This window comes from Haloglomus halophilum (assembly GCF_024298885.1).
Taxonomy (GTDB): Archaea; Halobacteriota; Halobacteria; order Halobacteriales; family Haloarculaceae; genus Haloglomus; species Haloglomus halophilum.
In genome coordinates this window covers 2,249,272-2,269,118 of sequence record NZ_CP101166.1, presented here as the reverse complement: position 1 = coordinate 2,269,118, position 19,847 = coordinate 2,249,272, and the positions used below count along the sequence as shown (strand labels likewise).

General features: G+C 67.6%; 16 protein-coding genes. 4 read left to right on the top strand and 12 right to left on the bottom strand.

All coding sequences use genetic code 11. From position 1 onward, the window contains the following. Window positions 1–159 precede the first annotated feature (159 nt). Both NL114_RS10915 and NL114_RS10910 read right to left on the bottom strand, forming a co-directional pair. Window positions 160–1,146: a Gfo/Idh/MocA family protein gene (locus tag NL114_RS10915; RefSeq protein ID WP_254820950.1), complete on the bottom strand. Its 987-nt coding sequence runs from the start codon at window positions 1,144–1,146 to the stop codon at window positions 160–162. Next, on the bottom strand, window positions 1,139–2,242 hold the full coding sequence (locus tag NL114_RS10910) for a DegT/DnrJ/EryC1/StrS family aminotransferase (RefSeq protein WP_254820949.1): 1,104 nt from the start codon (window positions 2,240–2,242) through the stop codon (window positions 1,139–1,141). The genes NL114_RS10915 and NL114_RS10910 overlap by 8 nt, the downstream gene beginning before the upstream one ends. A gap of 367 nt (window positions 2,243–2,609) precedes the next feature. On the opposite strand from NL114_RS10910, the gene NL114_RS10905 reads away from it, so the two are divergent. Together NL114_RS10905 and NL114_RS10900 are read left to right on the top strand one after the other, a co-directional pair. Then, window positions 2,610–3,575: a DUF1616 domain-containing protein gene (locus NL114_RS10905; RefSeq protein WP_254820948.1), complete on the top strand. Its 966-nt coding sequence runs from the start codon at window positions 2,610–2,612 to the stop codon at window positions 3,573–3,575. Continuing rightward, window positions 3,576–4,190, top strand: coding sequence for a metal-dependent hydrolase (locus NL114_RS10900; protein ID WP_254820947.1), 615 nt, complete (start codon window positions 3,576–3,578; stop codon window positions 4,188–4,190). A gap of 152 nt (window positions 4,191–4,342) precedes the next feature. Here NL114_RS10900 and NL114_RS10895 read toward each other — a convergent pair whose 3' ends face one another. From NL114_RS10895 to NL114_RS10850, 10 genes are all read right to left on the bottom strand, one after another. Then, entirely contained in the window at window positions 4,343–4,777 is a 435-nt protein-coding gene (locus NL114_RS10895; RefSeq protein ID WP_254820946.1) for a hypothetical protein, read from the bottom strand. A 190-nt stretch (window positions 4,778–4,967) separates the two neighbouring features. Then, a complete protein-coding gene (locus tag NL114_RS10890) occupies window positions 4,968–5,162 on the bottom strand; it encodes a DUF7511 domain-containing protein (protein ID WP_254820945.1) in 195 nt (64 codons plus the stop codon). A gap of 73 nt (window positions 5,163–5,235) precedes the next feature. Next, window positions 5,236–6,576, bottom strand: coding sequence for a glycosyltransferase family 4 protein (locus tag NL114_RS10885; protein WP_254820944.1), 1,341 nt, complete (start codon window positions 6,574–6,576; stop codon window positions 5,236–5,238). 118 nt (window positions 6,577–6,694) lie between these two features. Further along, entirely contained in the window at window positions 6,695–8,776 is a 2,082-nt protein-coding gene (locus NL114_RS10880; RefSeq protein ID WP_254820943.1) for a right-handed parallel beta-helix repeat-containing protein, read from the bottom strand. Between the two features lie 456 nt (window positions 8,777–9,232). Beyond that, on the bottom strand, window positions 9,233–10,333 hold the full coding sequence (locus NL114_RS10875; protein WP_254820942.1) for a polysaccharide deacetylase family protein: 1,101 nt from the start codon (window positions 10,331–10,333) through the stop codon (window positions 9,233–9,235). A gap of 280 nt (window positions 10,334–10,613) precedes the next feature. After that, a complete protein-coding gene (locus tag NL114_RS10870; protein WP_254820941.1) occupies window positions 10,614–11,930 on the bottom strand; it encodes a polysaccharide deacetylase family protein in 1,317 nt (438 codons plus the stop codon). 113 nt (window positions 11,931–12,043) lie between these two features. Continuing rightward, window positions 12,044–13,981 (bottom strand): hypothetical protein, encoded by a 1,938-nt coding sequence (locus NL114_RS10865; RefSeq protein ID WP_254820940.1) that lies wholly within the window; start codon window positions 13,979–13,981, stop codon window positions 12,044–12,046. 104 nt (window positions 13,982–14,085) lie between these two features. Continuing rightward, the gene (locus NL114_RS10860) at window positions 14,086–15,159 is read right to left on the bottom strand and encodes a hybrid sensor histidine kinase/response regulator (RefSeq protein WP_254820939.1); all 1,074 of its coding nucleotides are present in this window, start codon (window positions 15,157–15,159) and stop codon (window positions 14,086–14,088) included. Further along, window positions 15,156–15,623, bottom strand: coding sequence for a response regulator (locus tag NL114_RS10855; protein WP_254820938.1), 468 nt, complete (start codon window positions 15,621–15,623; stop codon window positions 15,156–15,158). Before NL114_RS10855 ends, NL114_RS10860 begins: the two co-directional genes overlap by 4 nt. Continuing rightward, window positions 15,613–16,485 carry a winged helix-turn-helix transcriptional regulator gene (locus tag NL114_RS10850; protein ID WP_254820937.1) on the bottom strand — a complete coding sequence of 291 codons (873 nt, stop codon included), beginning with the start codon at window positions 16,483–16,485 and terminating at the stop codon, window positions 15,613–15,615. Before NL114_RS10850 ends, NL114_RS10855 begins: the two co-directional genes overlap by 11 nt. Before the next feature lie 229 nt (window positions 16,486–16,714). Here NL114_RS10850 and NL114_RS10845 point away from each other — a divergent pair, with 229 nt between their 5' ends. Both NL114_RS10845 and NL114_RS10840 read left to right on the top strand, forming a co-directional pair. Continuing rightward, complete coding sequence (locus NL114_RS10845) at window positions 16,715–18,073, top strand: hypothetical protein (protein ID WP_254820936.1); 1,359 nt, start codon at window positions 16,715–16,717, stop codon at window positions 18,071–18,073. A 217-nt stretch (window positions 18,074–18,290) separates the two neighbouring features. After that, window positions 18,291–19,670: a right-handed parallel beta-helix repeat-containing protein gene (locus NL114_RS10840; protein ID WP_254820935.1), complete on the top strand. Its 1,380-nt coding sequence runs from the start codon at window positions 18,291–18,293 to the stop codon at window positions 19,668–19,670. Window positions 19,671–19,847: the final 177 nt, after the last annotated feature.

The following is a 19,847-nucleotide window of genomic DNA, read 5'->3' as shown; positions in this document are numbered from 1 at the left end:
CGTGCTAGGGCCGAAATCGGCTGTTTCACTCTCGAGGAGGAGGCGTGAGGACCGTGCCAGCAAGGGTTCCGAACCGCGAACGGCCGCTCTGACAGACCGGGCAGGAAGGACGCTACCGCACCGCGACCGGCCGCCCCGACAGACCGAGCAGGAAGGACGCTACCGCACCGCGACCGGCTGTTCGACGGGAGTCCGCTCGTCCGCGAGGTCCTCGATGAGCCGGGACAGGCGGAGCGCCCGGAGGCCGTCCTCGGCGGTGACGACCGGCTCTGCGTCCGTGGTCGCGGCCTCGACGAACGCCGACAGCTCGTTCTTCAGCGGCTCGCGCTTCTCGACGGAGACCCGCTCGACCACGTTCTCGTGGTGGTAGGTGACGTCGCCGTCCTCCTCGACGTACTCGGGTGCGGACTGGCGGTGGATCTCGATGGTCTGGTCGATGTAGTCGACCTTCACCCGGCAGTTCTCCGCCGAGAGCGAGAGCTGGCGCTCCTTCTCCTGGGTGACCCGGCTGGCGGTGAGCTGGCCGACGACGCCGGAGTCGAACTGGAGGTTCGCGGCGGCGTAGTCCACGTCGTCGTTGCCGATGGCGTCGAGGGTGACGACCTCCTCGTCGACGAGCGCGGTCACGATGTCGATGTCGTGGATCATCAGGTCCATCACCGCCGAGTCGTCGATGTCGCGGTCGACCGGGGGACCGAGCCGCCGGGCGTCGACCGCGATGACATCGAGGTCCTCGACGATGTCCATCAACTTGCGGGTGGCAGGGTTGAACCGCTCGATGTGGCCGACCTGGAGCGTGACCCCGCGGTCCTCGGCGAACTCGACGAGGCGGTGGCCGTTCTCCGGCTCCGCGACGAACGGCTTCTCGACGAGCACGTGGACGCCCGCGTCGATGCACTCGCGGACGGTCTCGTAGTGGTACTCCGTCGGGACCGCCACGGAGACCACGTCCACGCCGTCGAGCAGGTCGTCCATCGAACGGAACTCGGTGCCGTACGTCTCGGCGACCTGCGTGGCGCGCTCCGTGTCGGCGTCGAAGACGCCACGCAGCTCCGCTTCGGGCAGTTCGCGGTAGACGCGGGCGTGGTTCTGACCCATCGTCCCCACGCCGATGACGCCGGCCCGGACCGGCGCGGCGCTAGACACGAGGCACCTCCATGCCGGCCGCGGCGTCGGCGATTCGCTCGAGGGCCGCCTCGTCGAGGCCGGGGTGGACCGGCAGCGAGAGCACCTCGTCCGAGAGCCGCTCCGCGACGGGCAGGGAGTGGTCGGCGCCGTCGTAGGCCTCCAGTTCGGGGATGAGCTCCGGATAGTAGACCGCCGAGTCGACGCCGCACTCGGCGAAGCGGTCGCGGACGGCCTCGCGGTCGTCCGTCCGGACCGTGTACTGGTGGTACGCGTGCCGGCGGTCGTCGGGTTCCGTCGGCGTCCGGAGCGGCGTGTCCGCGAGGGCCGCATCGAGCGCGGCGGCGTTCTCGCGTCGGGTCTCGGTGAACTCGGGGAGCTTCTCCAGCTGGGCGCGGCCGATGGCGGCCGCGAGGTTCGTCATCCGGTAGTTGTGCCCCAGCTCGACGTGCTCGTACGAGTCACCGTCGACCGGCCGGCCGTGGTCGATGAACCGCTCGAGCGCGTCGGCCACGTCCGGGTCGTCGGTCGTGACCATCCCGCCCTCGCCGGTGGTCATGTTCTTCGTCGGGTAGAACGAGAACGTGGCCGCGTCCGCGAGCGAGCCGACCGGCTCGCCCCCGTACGAGGCGCCGTGGGCCTGCGCGGCGTCGGCGACGAGCGCGGCGTCGTACTCGTCGGCGAGTTCGCGGAAGCGGTCCATGTCGGCCGGCAGCCCGTACAGGTGGACGGGGACGATGGCCGAGACCGGCCCGTCGATGGCCCGGATGCGTGCCTCGACCGCCTCGGGGTCGAGATTGAACGTCTCGGGGTCCACGTCGGCGAACTTCGGGATACCACCCGCGAACCGGATGGCGTTGGCCGTGGCGACGAACGAGAACGGCGACGTGACCACCACGTCGCCGGGACCGACGCCGACCGCCTCGAGCGCCGCGTGGAGCGCGGTCGTCCCGTTCGTGGTGGCGACGGCGTGGTCGGTCCCGCAGTGGGCGGCGAACTCGTCCTCGAAGGCCGTCACCTCCTCGCCGGCCGCGAGCATTCCCGAGTCGAACACGTCCGCGACCCGCTCGCGCTCGGCGACGCCGAGCTGCGGGTCGGCGATGGGAACCTCGCTCACGCCGAACGCACCCCCTGCATCGTCCGGTCACCACGCGTCACACCGCCCGCCGTGGCCGTCGACGGCGGCGCTGTCTGTCTCCTGTGTCGTCGGGCGGCCCCGTCGAGGGGCGCCCGTGATGGTACTGTTGTCATGGGTCTGTCAGGCGGCCGGGCCGCCCGGTTCTGTCCCATCGATGGAGACGACACGGTTTTCTTATAGAGGCAGTAAGCGGCCGAACCGCGCATTGACGGGCAGTAAGGCGCCCAATAAGGCCGTTCAGGGAGTGATCGTGGCCGGAGGAGGGGCGGTTAGGTGGCCCGTATCAGCCGAAACGATGCCGAACGGTCTGGCCCGCTTTTGTCCGGTCGCATGATACAGCCGAGCAATGAGTCGCCCCCTCCGGTCGACAGGAGACCTGCTGGTCGTACTCGCGTGGACGCTCGCGGCCGGCGCAGCCGTCCTGACCGGCCTGCCACCGGGCACGGTCAGGACCGTGCTGGCGGTCCCGCTCGTCGTACTGCTCCCCGGCTACAGCCTCGTCTCGGCGCTGTTCCCCGAGGACCTCGGGACCGACACCGCGAGCGAGCACGAGACGATGAGCCTCACGGGGGTCGAACGGTTCGGCCTCTCGGTCGTCCTGAGCATCGTGCTGGTCCCGATGGTCGGGTTCGTCGTGAACTACACCTACGGGTTCTTCCTCCGGCCGCTGCTGCTGGCGGTCTGTGGCCTGACCGTCTTCCTCGCGCTGGTGGCCGTCCTCCGCCGGCTCTCGCTGCCGGCCGAGCGGCGCCACGCCGTCTCGCCCGGCGCCTGGTTCGACGAGACCACCGGCTCGTTCCTCTCGGTGGCGCGCCGTGACCTCCGGGTGTCGCCGGCGCTGAAGCCCTCGACCAGCGGCCAGCAGCTCCTCAACGTCTTCTTCGTCGTGAGCCTGCTGACGCTCGCGGCGACCGCGGGCTACGCCACCGTGACGCCCCCGCAGGACGACGAGCCGTTCAGCGAGTTCTACCTCCTCACGCAGACCGAGAACGGCGAGTTCGTCGCCGAGGACCTCCCCACCGAGTTCGCGGCCGGCGAGTCCCGTGACCTGTACGTCGCCATCGGCAACCACGAGGGCCAGCGCGTCCCGTACACGGTCGTGATGACGCTCGATGGGCAGGAGATAGACCGGTTCAGCACCTCCATCGGCGCCGGGCAGACGGAACGCGTCAGGGCGACCGTCTCGCCCCAGCAGACCGGGGACCGCCTCCGGCTCTCCTTCCTCCTCTACCGGGGCGACGTCCCCGAGAACCCGACACCGGAGAACGCGTACCGCGAGTCGCGCCTCTGGATCTCCGTCGGGGGCTCGTAGATGTGGCCGTGGGGACATCTCGCCCTGGGCTACCTGCTGTACTCGCCCGCCGTGCGCCTGCTCCGGCGACGGGGCCCGGCCGCCGCGGGCGCGCTCGCGCTCGCGCTCGGGACCCAGTTCCCGGACCTCCTCGACAAGCCGCTGGCGTGGGTGCTCGGCGTGACGAGCCAGGGCTACACCGTCGGCCACTCCGTCTTCGTCGCGGTGCCGCTGGCCGTCCTCGTCGTCTCGCTCGCCGCACGGCACGACCGGACCGAGGCCGGACTGGCGTTCGCCGTGGGCCACCTCTCGCACCTGCTCGGTGACGTGCTGTTCGCCGTGGCGCTGCGGAACCCCTACACCATCGAGCGCGTGCTGTGGCCGGTCGCGAACCTCCCGGCCGGCGGGCAACGCGCCGTGACCGGCCGGGTGCTCGAGTACGCCGCCGAGTGGGTGGCGTACCTGCTGGCGACCGACCAGGGCTGGTTCGTCGCCCTCTACGTCGGAACGCTACTGGGGGCGTTCTGCCTCTGGCTCCTCGACGGCGTCCCGGGCCTGCCGCGCCCGTCCTGGTTCCGCGACGACGGCGCGGCGCGACAGCACGGGGAGGAGCGGACTGACGACAAATCCCAATAACTTCGGCGATACATCCGATATTTTTCAATAAGAGGAGAAATAGTATTCATATTGGAACCTCAATCGGTGATAGGTTTCGCCGGTCGTGCTGACTACAGGGCGCTCATCTCGCAATCAAACGGAGGTAACAGTCGGGGCCAGGACCTGAAGACTCAGAATATGTTCTTAATTTGCTCTGTCAGTGGTTTATACTGCCAGCCGCATCGGTGGCAGGTCAGGTAATCGTCATCCTCGTATCTCTTGATATACGACTGGCAATTTGGGCAGGTACCTTCTTCTGTGGTGGTTTGGTAGTAATCGCTCTTGAGTTGTTGATAGACCATAGCTTTGCCTGCCCCATTAGAAATCAGCCAATAAACCCAACTATCTCCATCAATCTTAGAATATTCTCCTCGGCTTCCGCTCATTCTAAATCGTTCCGGTACCTCAATCCAGTCTGGCACATCCTCTGTATAGCTGGGGTCGGGGTCTTTCCATTCTTCAATATGTGTCCATCCGAGTCGTTCCATTCCGCGTTCTTCGGCTTCTTTGATGGTGGGCTCCATTCTCTCAGGGACAGTCCCGCCCATCACCGTACGAGGTGCCATAATTAATACTGCATCTGCAAAAACATTAAATTTCATTCAACAGGAAGGTTCGATACCTCTTGCTGGAGGCATCCTCTATAGTCAGCACGAGGGTCCCATCATGGATGTCATATAAACAACGCCGGAGTCGAAGATGGACAGCCGAGTATCCACCGTCGAGACCGGTTTCCGACGGGAATCGCGGCCCCCCTCACCGAATCTCCGAGAGCGTCACGTACGAGCCCGCATCGGCGCTGATCCAGGTCGTGGTCTGCTCGTGGGAGGGGACCTCCGACGGGTAGATGGTACACGTCGTCCCGTCGGGGCCCTCCTCGAGGTGGACACAGAGGTCCGGTTCGTCGAACGACTCCGTTCGTCGGTCGAAGCTGTGGTTGTCGGTTGACATCGGTCTTCCCTGCCCCAGCCAACGAGGGGACCACCCTTCAACCGTGCCGACCGTCGAACCGCGTTCGCACCGTTCAGACCGTTTTTCGCGCCTGTTCAGCCGATTTATCGCGGCCCTCTGTCCCGACATCGCCGCGGGCGACGGCCGCGTAGAGGTCGCAGAATCGACCGACGACCGTCTCCGGCGCGAACCGTTCCAGCTGTGTGGGAACGGCTCCCACGTACGACTCGTACTCGTTCACGAGGTCGACACAGGCGTCGGCGAGCGACTCGGGGGACTCGGAGGTGAACCGGACGCCCGCGTCCCCGACGATGTAGTCCGTACTCCCCACGTCGGAGGCCACGACGGGCGTCCCGCTGGCGAGCGCCTCCAGCAGGACGCGGCCGAACGGCTCGTCGATGCGTCCGGGGTAGACGAACGCGTCCGCGCGGTCGTACTCGGCGGGGAGGTCGGCGTGGTCGACGTAGCCGAGCCACGTCACGCGGTCCGCGACGCCGATGTCGGCGGCCAGCCCCCGCAGTTTCGACTCCAGTGGCCCCGTGCCCGCGATTCGCAGGGAGACGTCCACCCCGCGCTCGGCGAGGTACGGGAGCGCGCGCAACAGCACGTCTACACCCTTGATATCCTGCAGGCCACCGACGTACAGCAGGGAGAGGTCGTCACCGGGCTGCTCGGCGGGCGGCCCGGCGACCGCCTCGGGCCGGTGGAACGCGTCGTCGTAGAAGTGCGGGATGACCTCGATGCGGTCGGTCGGGAAACCGAGGTCGCCGTAGTCCTCGACGAGGTGCGGCGAGAGCGCGTGATAGGCGTCGATATCGTCGCTGCGCTCGATGTTCTCGTGGACGAAGCCCAGGCGCCCGAGCGCGGTGTAGGCCGCCCGGAGTTCGTTCTCGATACCCTGCTGGCGGTCGAGCGCGGTCCGGCCGACGCAGCCGACGCACTTGCCGTAGCCCGGGCCGGAGCACTTCTCGGTCCCCCCGTACATCATGTCGCCCTTCGGACAGACCGGGACGTAGGAGTTCAGCGTCACCAGCGTCGGTGACTCCAGGTCAGCCAGCACCGGCAGGAACGCCGGCGAGTAGGCGTGGACGAGGTCGTGGGTCTCCAGTGCGTCGGTCTCCTCGCGCAGCGCGTCGACGATGACCGAGATGGGGTGGGGGAGTTTCGGCAGGTCGTCGTGGAGGACGTAGTCGACGCGGTCCTCCGCGGGCAGGTCGCGCTCGCTCGCGTCCAGCTGGCTCGCGACGTACACCGTCAGGTCGTGGTGTCGCGAGAGGTGCTCGACGAGCAGTGTCGAGGTCTGGACCGCCCCCGTCGCCTCCGCACCCGGGCATTCGGCCGGAACGAACCCCACGTCGAGGCGTCCGTCGGCCGACCCCGCATCGCTCGTCGGGCCCGTCGGCTCGTCACTCACCGCGCCACCACCCGCTGGCGAGCTGCGTACATACCAGCGTCTGGGTCGTCGAACAGGTTAGTTATCGCCGGCGTAAGTGGAGCCGGGGCGCCGGTGCCGTCGTGGGGGGAGCGCCCGGTCAGGCGCCCTCGAAGACCGCGTAGCCGACGCGCTCGTAGCGGTGGAGCGTCTCCTCGTCCTGGCTCTGCTCCTCCTCGACGTGGACCTCGACGCCGGACGCCGAGAGGTCCCGGTAGCGGAGGTTCGCCGTGTTGGGGCCGTGGAACGTCTGGATGCCGGCGACGAACTTCGGGTCCTCGTAGTCCTGCTCGAACTCGATGCGGTCCCACTCCTCGTGGATGTCCGCGACGCCGACCTCGAACGGCTGGTCGTCGACGGTGCCCGTGCCGGGCTCGATGGCGATGTACCCGACCGTCTCGTCGTTGTGGTAGCCGCCGTGCTCCTCGCCCTCCTCCTCCTGCACCATGACCTCGGCGCCGTCGGCCGTGACGTTACGCAGGCGGGTGACGACCGGGTCCGGGCCCTCGTAGGTCTGGCACTGGGCGAACACGAGGGGGCGCTGGTCGAACGACTGGTCGAACGAGAAGCCGCTGAACTCGTGGTTCGTCCGGACCCGGCCGACGTCGACCGAGAGGTCGTCGACCGTGTAGTCACCGGCCGCGAGCGCGAGGTAGTGGGCCGTCTCCGCGCGGTGGTCGCCATCGAGGTACAGCCACTCCTCGACCTTGAGGTCGAACCCGTCCGCGCTGACGTCGTTCAGGCGGACGTGGGCGGGCGCCGCGTCCGAGTACGAATCCGAGAGCGGCTTGCTCACGACGACCGGGTCCTCGTGCTGGCGCTCGAAGCCGACGCCGTGCCACTCGCCGGCCGCCGCCTGCTCGACGGTCGCGGAGCCGACCTCGCCCGGGACGGAGACGCCGGCGGTCCGCTCGCCGGGCGCCGGGCAGTTGCCGCTGGTGGAGACGCCCGCGCGTTTGACCGAGGAATCACGCAGCACGATCTCCTCGTCCGGAACGTCGATGACCGAGTCGGCGATGGTGTTGTTCGCCGAGTCCTCGAAGATGATACCGTTGCGGCCCTCGCCGACCTGGTCGATACAGAGCCCGTCCATCGTGTTGTCGCCCCGCCGGAGGAGCATCCCGGACATGTACCGGCCGCCGCCGGTGATGGAGACGTTCCGGAAGGTCCGCGTGCCCGCGTCGACCCCGTTCTCGTCGTCGACGAAGACACCCCAGCTCGTCAGGTCGCCGTCGGAACTGGGCGTCGTGTAGTCCTCGTCGATGTAGATACGCGTATCGTACACCTCGAGCGAGCCGCCGGAGTAGGCCGTGACGATGCCGCCCGTGCCGGACGCACCGCGCATCGAGATGTCGCAGTTCGAGACGGTGACGGGCCCCGCACCGTCGGCCACCCGTACGCCGCGCATGTTGACCACGTCGGCGTCCGGGCCCTGCACCGGCCGCGTGACCTCGAGCGTGGCGTCCCGGACGACGCTGTCCGGGCTCCCGAGGCGTACCTGCGAGATGTTGTTGTCCCGATAGACGCCGCCCTCGACCCTGGCCGGGCCGGAGAGCCGCGAGGCGTAGAGACCGTTGTTCGTGAAGCCCTCGAGATGACAGTCCCGGAAGGTCATCGACCCCTCACCGTGGGCGTACACACCGACACACTTCCCGCCGTCCGGAGCGACCACCCGTTCGATGAGGGCGTCGCTCCCCTCCAGCATCTGGACGGCGAAGGCGATGCCCGTCCCGGAGTGGAAGCCGCGCTTCTCGATGTCGCGGATCGTCAGGTCCGCCGTGGAACTGAGGGTTATCTCGGGTGCGACGCCGTCGGCCGTGTGGTCGAGGACGAACCCGTCGATGGTGAGGTTCGCCGTCTCCGCGCCGGCGATCCACTGGTCCTCGTCGTAGCTCTCACCGGGAACGAGCGTCGCGTCGCCGGTCGCGACCATGGCGAAGTTCGACAGCTGGTACACGATCAGCTGGTTGACCCTGTACGTCCCGTCCGGGAACTCGATGCGGGTGTCGTCCGCAGCGTGTTCGTGGAACACGTCGTCGATGGGCTCGGTGCCGGTCCGGTCCGCACCTGCTTCGACGATGTCGACGACCTCGTCGTACTCTCCGCCCGCACTCGCGGTTCCAACGACAGCCGCTGATGCCGACGCGACGCCGACAGCACCGAGATACGCTCGACGGCTCACGTTCGAAGAACGACCTGTACGCTCCTTGTCTACCATCCCACCCGACTCCGAGTCAGCTTCCCCCTTAAGAAGTTCGGAGATTATGGCTCATTCTTCCGATTTTATGTATCCTTGCCACATATATTGACAATTCATCACCGTTTTTGGACCAATAATTGTTCAAATTGGGTAGAGATTTGAGATGCTTCTCATGAGGTGTGGTGTCGCTGCCGCGTAGAACGACGTGAAGGGACGTATCAATCTGTCGCGCGCGGGCACTCGTCGCCAGAATCCGCCAGCCCGACCTTGGGACACCATCACACAGGTTCGCTACCACCGTGGAACGGGTGCCCGGGCGTAGTGCTCCTGTCCCGCCAACATTCTGTTAGTGATACCGATAGTCGGAAAATAATCGGTGGCGGCGAGCGCCCACGCACGGGCCTCCTGATGCACCGCGACCGGGGGGCCGCATGCGGCTCAGAACAGGTTCGCGAGCCAGTGGAGGAAGCCGTCGATGAACGAGCCGCCGCCGTTCGGCGTGCTCGTCCCGGTCGAGTCGGGCGTCCCCTGCCCCTGGCGGTTCGCCGACGTGGGCGTCGGGGTCGCCGTGGTCGAGGGGGTCGGCGTCGCCTCGTACACGTCGAGGTCCTGCAGTGCTTCACGCAGGGTTACGATCTCGAGGTTCCGTTCCTGGGCCATCCGGATGGCCGTCTGGATGCGCTGGCCGGTCAGGTTCGGGTTCCGGATATGGCCCCCGAACATCCCCAGTGTGTCGCGACTGGCGACCTCGTCCATGTAGGCCCCGATCTCCTGCTCGGTCATCGTCTCCGTGTGGAAGTACTCACGGCGCAGGTCGTACGGGTCGAGCCCGATGGCGGGGTTGTGCCCACCGGGGTGGGCGTTCCCGACGGCCTTGTAGTACTCCTTCACCAGCGACTCCGTGCGCTCGTCGTATCGGCCGTACGGGTAGACGAAGTTGGTCACGTTGAAGCCGCGGTCCTCCAGCGACTGCTTCGACGTCTCCAGCACGTTCCGTATGGCGTCCTCCGTGAACCGGACGCGGGTCCCATCGGCGGCGAACGACTTGCCGACCTTCGACTCGAGGGTGAGGTATCCGCCGGTGCTGTCCTCGCCCTTGCCGGTTATCTTGCGGACGACCTGCTTGTCACCCGTGTATATCTCGGCGGGGTGCGGGGTGCGGCCCATGACCGTCGAGTCGACGTAGAGCTTCGTGTCGCCGGCCTCGACGGGCTGGGTGACGCCCACGTGCCCGAGCGCGTCGTGGGAGACGGCGTGGGACATGACCTCCCAGCCGGCCTCGGTCATCTCCCTGAGCTGGTCCTCGGAGAGGAACTCGTCGGAGCGACCGATAGCGGCCGACGGAACCGCCGCACACGCGGGGGCGTCGTTCTGGCGGTGGACCTGGAACGTCTTCGTGTAGTCCTCGGCGTAGCCGTCGTCGTAGACGAACACCATCCGCCCGGAGGTCTGCTGTGCACCGACCGACCCGACCATCGAGAGGCCGCCGACAGCGGCGGCGCCACCACCCATGGCCCGGATGCAGTTCCGTCGGGTCATACCCCGGGACGAATCGGTCTCGTCCCGCCCGTGCAGCGATGTGTACGGTTCGTTCATCTGGTTCAGCGTACAGCACCCCCACGCAATATTATCGGGCGGTTAGTTCCGACCCGAATTGGAGTTATCAGGTGTATAAGACGGCTGAAGCGTCCGTTCTCGGAGGCCCATCGAATCGGGACAGGAGGACCTGGCCACGCGTGGCGCCCGGCTCCGCCGGCTGTCGGGCCGACGTCGCCGGAGACAGGAACAGGAGGGAGTCGAGCGGGAACCGGGACCCGTTCTACAGCACGATGTCGGACGGCTGGACGATCTCGATGTCGCCCTGCTTCTTGCGCTGCTGGACGGCGTCGAGCATGTCCTGGAGGACCTGCCGGTTGTTGTCGGAGTCGGGGCCGATACTGTTCTGCTGCGGGACGTAGAGTCCGTTGTAGTCGGTCGCCGGACCGAGCTGGTTCTTGAGCGCCTCCGCCGTGCTCGGCCGCGAGCGGTTCACGAGTGTCGGCCCCATGATGGCGGACTGGGAGAGCCCCATCTCGGAGGCGTTGAAGCTGGTGAACGCCACGTCGTGGAACTCCGGAACGAGCTCGACGGTGTTGTCGTCGGCGAAGCCCTTCGGGTACATCAGGCCCGCGGGGTCCCCGAGGCCCATGTCCTTGATGAGTTTCTTGCCACGCTCGAGGCGCTGGCGCTGGATGTCCTTCGACTGACCGGCGAGGACCCCGAAGTCGTTGGTCATGCTGGCGATCTCCCAGCCGGCGTTCTTCATCTCCTTGAGTTCGCTCTTGTCGAGGCGGTCGGCGTTACCGACGCGGTCGCCGGCCACGGCGACGGTCCCCTTGAGGTTCCGCTTCTGCATCTCGGGGAAGACGATCTCGTAGATACTCCGGGTCATGTAGTCGAACGTCAACATGACCTGCCCCTTGTTGGTCGTCTTGTCGTGGAACCGGATGTCGTCCACCCAGTACTTCTTGTTCTCGCCCCCGCCGTCGAGCGTGATGAGCATGCGCGAGATGCTGCTCATGTCCGCGTTGGCGTTGTTGATGGAGGGGTTGATGCGGACCCAGTCCCCTGGGAGCTGGTTGTGGTAGCCCTGGATGAGCTCGGTGGCGTTGTTGCCGGTGTCGAACAGGTAGATGCGGAGGGCGGTCGGAAGCGGCCCCTCGATCTTCATCGCGATGGAGAGGTCCCGGTTCGAGAGGTCGACCGGGACCGGGAACTCGCGCTGGATGGAGCCACTGCGACCCTCGATGCGAGCCGACTGGGTCCCCTGGTACACCGTGTTGGTGTCGGCGTTGAGCTTCACGCCGGAGTGGGCCGTCCAGTACTCGAGGTTCTCGAAGGAGGCCGCCTCCGTGTTCATCGGCTTCGGCGAGCCGGGGTCGCCCGGCTGCTTGCTTTGCTGGTTCGAGTCGTCTTTCGTGTCGGTCGGGCTGTCGGTCGCCGTCCCGGTCGGGGTCGGCGTCGAAGTGGTGCCACCGCCCGAGTTCCCGTCCGAACCGCCGTCCGGGTTCAGCGAACTGCAGCCGGCGAGGCCGACACCGGTGGCGGCCACGCCCGCCAGGAACGCTCGTCGTCGGGTGTCACTGCGGTCGGTCATCTGTACCCCACCCTACTGGACGGAACGCCCCTTCCTATGTGGGGAATAATTACACGTTCGGCGGCTTAGGCGGGTGGTAACCGGGGCTGGAACGGTGCGTCCGGGCCCGTGACTCAGCCCGCGCGACAGAACGTCACGTCGCCGTTCGTGTAGACGACGTTGCGGTCCGTCGGGCACATCGCCGACTTGCGCACCCGGTGGATGCGGTTCATGCCGTCACCGTCCCGGAAGTACGGCGCGTCGTCGGTCTGGTACCGGCGGTAGATCACCTCCGACTGGTTCACCCGCGCGTCGGGCGGCACCGTCGCCGTCCCGAACCGCTCGGAGTGGTACCGGTTGAACGCCGAGTTGTACGGGAAGTCCGTGTAGATGGGGTCCTCGTTGCTCCCGGTCGTCACCGAGCCGATGGTCCGCATCGCGGCCAGCTCCTCCTCGTTGTAGCTGAACTGGGGGCGCTCGTGCTCCAGCATCGGCGCATCGACGGTCGCCTTCGGCGACGCGACCATCGCGATGGGGTAGGCGTACAGGAAGACGACGAGGAAGACGACCATCAGCGTGGGCGCGAGCCCGCGCCGGAGGTGGCCGAACCCGACCGCCGTCAGGACCGCCATCACCGCGAACAGGAAGGCGAACCAGCGCCCGGAGAGGAACGTCCCGATACCGATGAGCGGCGGCAGCAGCGTGAACGCCGTCATCGCGACCGCGGCGGCGACGAGCGTGAGCGTCGCCTGGTTCGTCCGGCTCCGCCGGAGCGCGTACAGGCAGCCGACGGTCGTCCCGAACAGCAACAGCAGGAATCCGAGGACGTCGAAGTTCGCCACGACGAACTCGACGAGCGGCTGGGACTGGCTGGCGCCGGCGCCACCGCCACCACCGCCGCCACCGCCGCCACCGCCGATGAGGGACCCGCCACCGAACGAGTCCTGCAGGAAGATGAACACCGTCGCGATGAACGACCGGCCGTAGTACGGTGTGAGGCTCCAGGTGAGCGTGAGGAAACCAGCGTTGAACACGAAGTAGCCCCCGAAGCTGATGGGCTCGACGCTGTCGACCCCGAGCCCGTGTGAGGAGGACTGCGGCGGATTCATGATACCGGTCTTCAGCGCGTACTGGACGACCATCGCGGCGATGAGGAAGACGAGGAGGATGAACGAGGACACCTGATGGGTCAGCGCCATCGCCATGAACAGCGTGATGAGCAGGAGGCCGTCGCGGGGGCTGGTCGGCGCCCGGAACAGCCGGATGACGATGGCCAGCACCGCGAGGAACAGCAACAGCCCCATGCTCGTCGGGATGAGGTGGATACCCCAGCGGATGGCCGACCCGCTGAGCGCGAACAGGCCGGCCGCGAACAGCGCCCACCGGTCCTCGACGAGGTAGCGCGAGCCACCGAAGACGAGGATGGCGCCGACGGGCATCGCCAGCCCGAGCGAGACGAACAGCGACTCCCGGAGCGGGAGTCCCGAGAACATCGACGTGGCACCCACGAGCAGGTGGTACAGCGGCGCCATGACGTACTTCGTCGACCCCATCCCGGAGATGGAGTTGGCCGCCATCAGCCCCTGCGTGAACTCGGTCATGTGCGTCCAGATGTCGATACCGATGTAGCCGGGCGTGTTCAGGATCGCCGAGTACCGGATGGCGGCCCCGAGCGCGACGATCTGCGTGAGGAGCACGCCCGTATGCAGGTCGCGGTCGCGCGCGAACAGAATCTGTCCCAGCAGCAACGTTCCGATGAGCGCGGCCGCCACGTAGAACGTGTCAGTCCGACCGCCCTGGACGTTCGCGAGGAGGAACAGCCCTGCGGCCCCGAAGACGACGACGCTCGGCAGCAGATGCGCCATCGTGGTCGGCAGTCGCAGCGAGTCCCCCTCCGTCTCCCCGCCGGTCGCGGCAAGGTAGATGAGGCAGGCCAGCGCCAGTACCGGCGGCAGCGTCTGGGCGTAGATGTGGGTGAGGACCAGCTGCACGGGCAGCATGGCGACGGCCACCACCAGCCCGAGGATGGCGGCCGCCCGGTCGAACTTAATCCCCGAGGACGTGGTCTCCATACGAGTCTATCACTGGCCCGGAGTATCGGGTCCGCCCGGTTTGCTATGCACCGGATAAGTCGACACGAGGAGGTGGCTAACCGGCGAACGTGCGCGGGACGCGCCTACACGCGGTCGAGTTCGACCACGAACACCGCACCCGTCGGCTCGTTGTCCTCGACCCAGACCTGCCCGTCGTACCCCTGGACGAGCTGGTCGACGAGGTAGAGCCCGATACCGGTCCCCTGGCTCTCGACCCCCTGGGTCCCCTGCCCGAAGATGAGCTCCTTCTGCTCGTCGGGGACCCCGGGGCCGTTGTCGGCGACCCGGATGGTCACCGTCTCCTCGGCAGCCACCACGGACACCCGGACGTCGGGGTCGTCACTGGTGTACAGCAGCGCGTTACTGAGGAGGTTCCCGACGACCGCCGAGAGGAGTTCGTCGGCCGCGACATCGGCGTCCGGGAGCTCGCCCGCGACCGCGACGGCGTCCTCGCCGTAGAGCTTGCGGGCCTTCCCCACCTGCTGTTCGACCACGCGCCCGACGTCGACGGCCTCCAGGTCGGCCTGCTCGTCGTGGGCGACGGCCTCGACGGTGTCGCCGACGGTCCGGGTCAGCTGGAGGACGTGGTTGGCGGCCGTGATGAGTTCGGCGAGCAGCTCCTCACCGCGGGGGTCGACGTACTCGGTGAGTTCGTGTCCGCGCCCGACGACGAGGCTGATGTCGTTCTTGATGTCGTGGCGCATCAGCTGGTTGAGGATGGCCAGCTCCTGGGTCCGGGTACGGAGCTGACGCTGGGCCCGCGCCCGTTCGATGGCGTACTGGACGGCGTGGCCCAGTTCCTCGACCTGTATCTCGCCCTTCACGAGGTAGTCCTGTGCGCCCCGGCTGACCGCCTCGACCCCGAGGTCGGACTCCGGGCGCCCGGTGAGGACGATGACCGGGACGTCGTCGGTGGCGTCGAGCATCCGGTCCAGCGTCGACATCCCGACGCTGTCGGGGAGCCCGAGGTCCAGCAGGACGAGGTCGGGGGAGATGTCGTCGACACACTCCAGTCCGGCGGCCAGTTCGGTGGCGTGCTCGACCGTGACCGCCTGCCCATCCAGCACGTCGTCGCTCGCCTCGTCGAGCAGCTCCCGGATGAGCCGCGCGTCGCCGGGGTTGTCCTCGACGAGGAGGACATCGAGCCCGTCGCTCACGCGTCACCACCTCCGGGGAGGGCGGCGGTCGAGAACCAGAACGCGTCCAGTCGCCGGATGGCGCGGAAGAACTCGTCGGCGTCGCGTGGCTTCGTCATGTACGCGTTCGCGTGGTGGTCGTACGTCTCCCTGATATCGGCCGGGTCGTCCGAGCTGGAGAAGACGACGACCGGGATATGACGCACGGTCGGTTCGGACTTGAGCCGCTCGAGGACGTTGCGCCCGGTGATATCGGGCAGGTCCAGGTCGAGCAGGACGAGCGCAGGGGGCGCCGAATCGGTCGAGAGGAGTCGGTCGAGCGCGGCCGTCCCGTCGGCGACCACCGTCAGCTCCACGAGCCGGTCGAGGGCGTCGAACGCTTCCTCGGCCAGCCGGGCGTCGCCGGGGTTGTCCTCGACCATCAGCACCTCGACGGGGGCCACGTCCCGATCTGGCACCCTGTCGGCGGAGCGGTCAGCAGCCATCGGCGAGCAACCCCCTGATGGATTCGTCCTCGACGCCCTCGATGGGGTCGTCGAGGAGGTCTTCGAGCTGTTCGATGCGGTCGAGCAGCGTCTGGTACTCCTCGCTGTGTTCGCGCTCGGTGGGCGTGGTCTCGGCCTCGAGCAGCGCCTGGCGAGCCGACAGCGCGAGGTACTCGCGCACGGGGTCCTCGAGCCCCTGCCGTTCGAGGACCGCCGCCACCGCCTCGAGCACGTCCTTCTTCAGCGCGGGCTTGACGACGTAGTCGTCGATATCCATCCCCGCCACCTCGGGCTCGGGCTCGACGGCGGTCAGCATCACGACCCCCGGGTCGAGTCCGAGGATACCGAGTCGCTCCAGAACCGTCTCCCCGGCTATCCCGGGCATCCGGCGGTCCAGCACCAGGACATCGACCTCGTCGTCGAGTCGTCGGAGCGCGGCCTCCCCGCCGTAGGCCGTCTCGACATCGTAGCGGTCGGCCAGCCAGCCAGCGTGCATCTCGGCCAGCCGCGGGTCGTCGTCGACCACGAGCACGCGCGGCGGCCCGCCGTCCCCGAGATGCGCATCACCCCAGGTCGCGAGCGCCTCGATGGCCTCCTGCAGGTCCCGGCCGTGCGCGGTCAGCTCGTACTCGACGCGTTTGGGCGACTCGCTGACGACCGTCCGCCTCACGAGACCCGACTCCACGAGGTCGTTCAGACTGTCGGTCAGGACCTTCCCCGAGACCCCGTCGAGGCTGGTCTTGAGCTCGCTGAACCTGAGCGGGCCGCTCTGCAGGAGCGTCTGGATGATGGCGGGATGCCACTTCTTGGAGATGAGGTCGACCGTCTCGACGACGGTCGCCACGCTGTCGTCCCCCGTCACGGTTCACACACTCCCATTTCCTCGACATCCCGGCCGAACGGGGATTGTTATGGGCGAGGTAAGCACCCCACCAGCCGACCGTCGTGGCGACACTCGCGAGGACTCGGCTCGTGGCGATGCCGGCTCGACACCGCGCACTGCCGGCGGTGGCCCACTTACCGGCCGGTACGGGTGCGCAGTGACCCTCATGTAAGTTCGAGTATATGTCTGTCCAGGGGAGAGTACGGGTATGAGCACAGAACCGGATGCGGGCCCCTCGGACGCGATTGACGACACGGAACGACTGGCGGTGCCACCGGCTCGGGAGACCGAGGCGGGGTTCGACGTTGGCCGCCGGGACATCCTGAAGGCGGCGGGGCTCGCCGCCGGCGCGACCCTGCTGAGTGGGCAGGCCACGGCGAAGCCCGGCAACGGGAACGGCGGCAGCGACTCCCTGGAGTACGAGGGCCGGCACGTCGTCGGGCCGAACGGCTACGCCACCATCCAGGCCGCCTGGGACGCCGCGAGCAGCGGGGACACCGTCTACGTCCACTCCAGCTACGACGCCGAGGCCGCCGGCGAGAGCTTCCCCATCGTCCTCGACCACCGGGAGAAGGAGGTCCTCCTGACGGGCGGACACGCCTCCGGGTCGGTCATCGATGCGAGCCACGTCCCCAGCAAGAACGTCCTCGAGGTCATCGGCGCCGGCCACACGGACTACCGGAACACACCGGCGGTCCAGAACCTGAAGCTGGTGGGCGGCAACGTCGGCCTCCGCATCCGGGGGTCGCCGTACGCCGGGTTCTCGGACCTCGTCGTCTGGAAGGCCAGCTCGCACGGCGTCCAGGTCGACCGGTTCGAGGTCGACGGCACCACGTACGGCACGTTCGGGACGACGTTCCGGGACTGCATGGCCTGGAACTGCGGCGGCGACGGCTTCCGGATGGAGACCGGCGCGGACCCCCACAGCACGAGCTTCTACGGCTGTGAGGCGCTGCTCAACGGCGGCGCCGGCGTCCGGCTGCGGGGGTACGCGACCCGGTGGCACGGCGGCACCATCCAGAACAACGCCTCGTTCGGCGTCGACGTCCGGAGCGGCTGCTCACAGCAGGTCTCCGGGACCTACTTCGAGGGGAACGGCACCGCCGACTCCGCACCCATCGAGGTGTACGTCGACGACTCCGCGGCCGGGTTCGCCCTCCACGACGCCTACTTCCAGGGCGGCTTCTTCCGGGACTTCAGCAACAGCCGCGACACGGGCCGCTGGGGGGTCGTCGTCGCCGACGCACCCCACGTCGACATCCGGAACTGCTCGTTCCGCAACTACACGGACTCGTTCCTCTACCTCCGGGGCGCGACCGACGCGGACGTCCACCTCGCCTCGCACTGCCCGCTCGACGGCACGACACCCATCGTTCACGACAGCTGCACCCGCCTCCGGAGCGGCGGCGCCGTCCTCCCGACGGACCTCTCCACCCAGCCGGGGCGGTTCGTCGGCGACACCGGCGCGCACGACGGTGCTGGCGACGCCCCGTGGGGGCCTGCGATGTGGAACGGGACGAACTGGGTCAGCGTCCTCGACGGGACGCAGATCACCAACAACGTGTAAGATACATCTGCCGAACGTTTTCGAACCGATAGCATTTTTCCAATTATGTCCAGAAATTATTGCCGGAAACGCACCTTAATGAGATACTATACGGCAGAATATCTCGTTACCCGTTCCATCAGATGATCCCCCCGATAGCGCCCAGAACGTCGGGAATCGGCGTTTAGCAACCAGGTAACAACGGGACGGAGGCGGCAGGATAGGACGTACTACTGTCATGACCGGGCATGATTCGGCGGCGGACTCCTCCGGCAGGGTGGGGCGTCGCACGTTGTTACAGGCCGCCGGTACCTCGTCGGCGTCGGTGCTGGCCGGCTGTGGCCGGTTCGACCCGGAACGGTCGGCCGACGTCGACCAGCGACGCCCGGCCGACAACGACGGGGGCGACGGCGAGCATCAGATCGTCGAGCTCGAGCCACAGCTGAACCTCGGTGGCCGGCGCGTGGTCAGTGGGCCGGACAGCGTCGGCTACGACACCATCCGGGCGGCGTGGCGGGCGGCCGGCGACGGGGACGTCATCTTCGTCCACGGCACGTACGACGCGGAAGCTGCCGACGAGCCGCTCCCCGTCACGCTGGACTACACGGAGAAGGAGGTGATGCTGTCGGGCGGCCACCCGTCCGCCTCCGTCATCGACGCGCGGCACGCACCGGAGAAGAACGTCGTCGAGGTCATCGGGAAGGCCCACGCCGACTACCGGAACAAGGCACTCGTCCAGCACCTGAAGATCCGCGGCGGCGACATCGGCCTGCGAATCCGCGGCGCCACCTACTCCACCTACAAGGACCTCATCATCCACGGGACGGGCGGCGACGGGGTCCGGGTCGAGGAGTACACCGACTCACAGGGGCAGGACAAACAGTCGTTCGGGATGACGTTCCGCAACTGCATGGTGTGGCGGTGCGGTGGCGCCGGCGTCCGGCTCGAACCGGGCGCGCAACCCCACGGGACGACGTTCTACGGCTGCGACTCGCTGTTCAACGGCCTCGAGACCGGCGCACCCGGGGTGGCGCTGCGGGGGTACTCCTCGCGGTGGGTCAACGGCGTCGTCCAGAACAACGGCGGCTTCGGCATCGAGGCACGCGCGGGCGCCTCACAGAGCGTCAGGGATGCCTACCTCGAGGGGAACGGGATGACCCAGAGCCACCCGCACGGCATCTTCGTCGACGAGACCTCGCCCGGGTTCACGCTCCAGAACTGCTACTTCCAGGGCGGCTACTTCCGGCCCGCCCCCAGCGGCCGGGACAGGGGGTTCCGGGGCATCGCCGTCGCGGGCGCCGACGGCGTCGAACTCCGGGGCTGCACGTACAAGAACTACACCGGCGCGTTCTGCCACCTCCGGGAGACCGAGGACGCCGACGTCCACATCCCCACGCACACGGGGCTCGACAGCACCGACTTCCAGGATAGCTGGGACAACCGGCGCGTCCGCTCCAGCGGCATCATGCTCGAATCGGACCTCAGCGACGGAAGACCCGAGGGCCGCTTCGTCGGCGATGTCGGCACCCACGACGGGACCGGCGACGGGCCGTGGGGCCTCGCGATGTGGAACGGGCGGGCGTGGGTCAGCGTGATGAACGGCACGGTCATCAGGTAGCGACGTGGCCGCCTGGCGGTCCGGGGGACCGTTTCGCGGCCGTCTCCGGCGCGCGGCCGTTAGTCGTCTCATAATAAACTTCGTACACCTCATGGAATCGGACAGAATGTCGTTTGCAGACGCAGTCGTCCCGACCGAGAACTACGGGTCCGTGCCGACCGGCCGGACAGCGTGGAC

Bases quoted from the DNA above. Each gene is read 5' to 3' on its own strand.
- NL114_RS10905 (WP_254820948.1), top strand. From the start codon at position 2,610: ATGAGTCGCCCCCTCCGGTCGACAGGAGACCTGCTGGTCGTACTCGCG.
- NL114_RS10900 (WP_254820947.1), top strand. From the start codon at position 3,576: ATGTGGCCGTGGGGACATCTCGCCCTGGGCTACCTGCTGTACTCGCCC.
- NL114_RS10895 (WP_254820946.1), bottom strand. From the start codon at position 4,777: ATGGCACCTCGTACGGTGATGGGCGGGACTGTCCCTGAGAGAATGGAG.
- NL114_RS10890 (WP_254820945.1), bottom strand. From the start codon at position 5,162: ATGTCAACCGACAACCACAGCTTCGACCGACGAACGGAGTCGTTCGAC.
- NL114_RS10875 (WP_254820942.1), bottom strand. From the start codon at position 10,333: ATGACCCGACGGAACTGCATCCGGGCCATGGGTGGTGGCGCCGCCGCT.
- NL114_RS10870 (WP_254820941.1), bottom strand. From the start codon at position 11,930: ATGACCGACCGCAGTGACACCCGACGACGAGCGTTCCTGGCGGGCGTG.
- NL114_RS10865 (WP_254820940.1), bottom strand. From the start codon at position 13,981: ATGGAGACCACGTCCTCGGGGATTAAGTTCGACCGGGCGGCCGCCATC.
- NL114_RS10855 (WP_254820938.1), bottom strand. From the start codon at position 15,623: ATGGCTGCTGACCGCTCCGCCGACAGGGTGCCAGATCGGGACGTGGCC.
- NL114_RS10845 (WP_254820936.1), top strand. From the start codon at position 16,715: ATGAGCACAGAACCGGATGCGGGCCCCTCGGACGCGATTGACGACACG.
- NL114_RS10840 (WP_254820935.1), top strand. From the start codon at position 18,291: ATGACCGGGCATGATTCGGCGGCGGACTCCTCCGGCAGGGTGGGGCGT.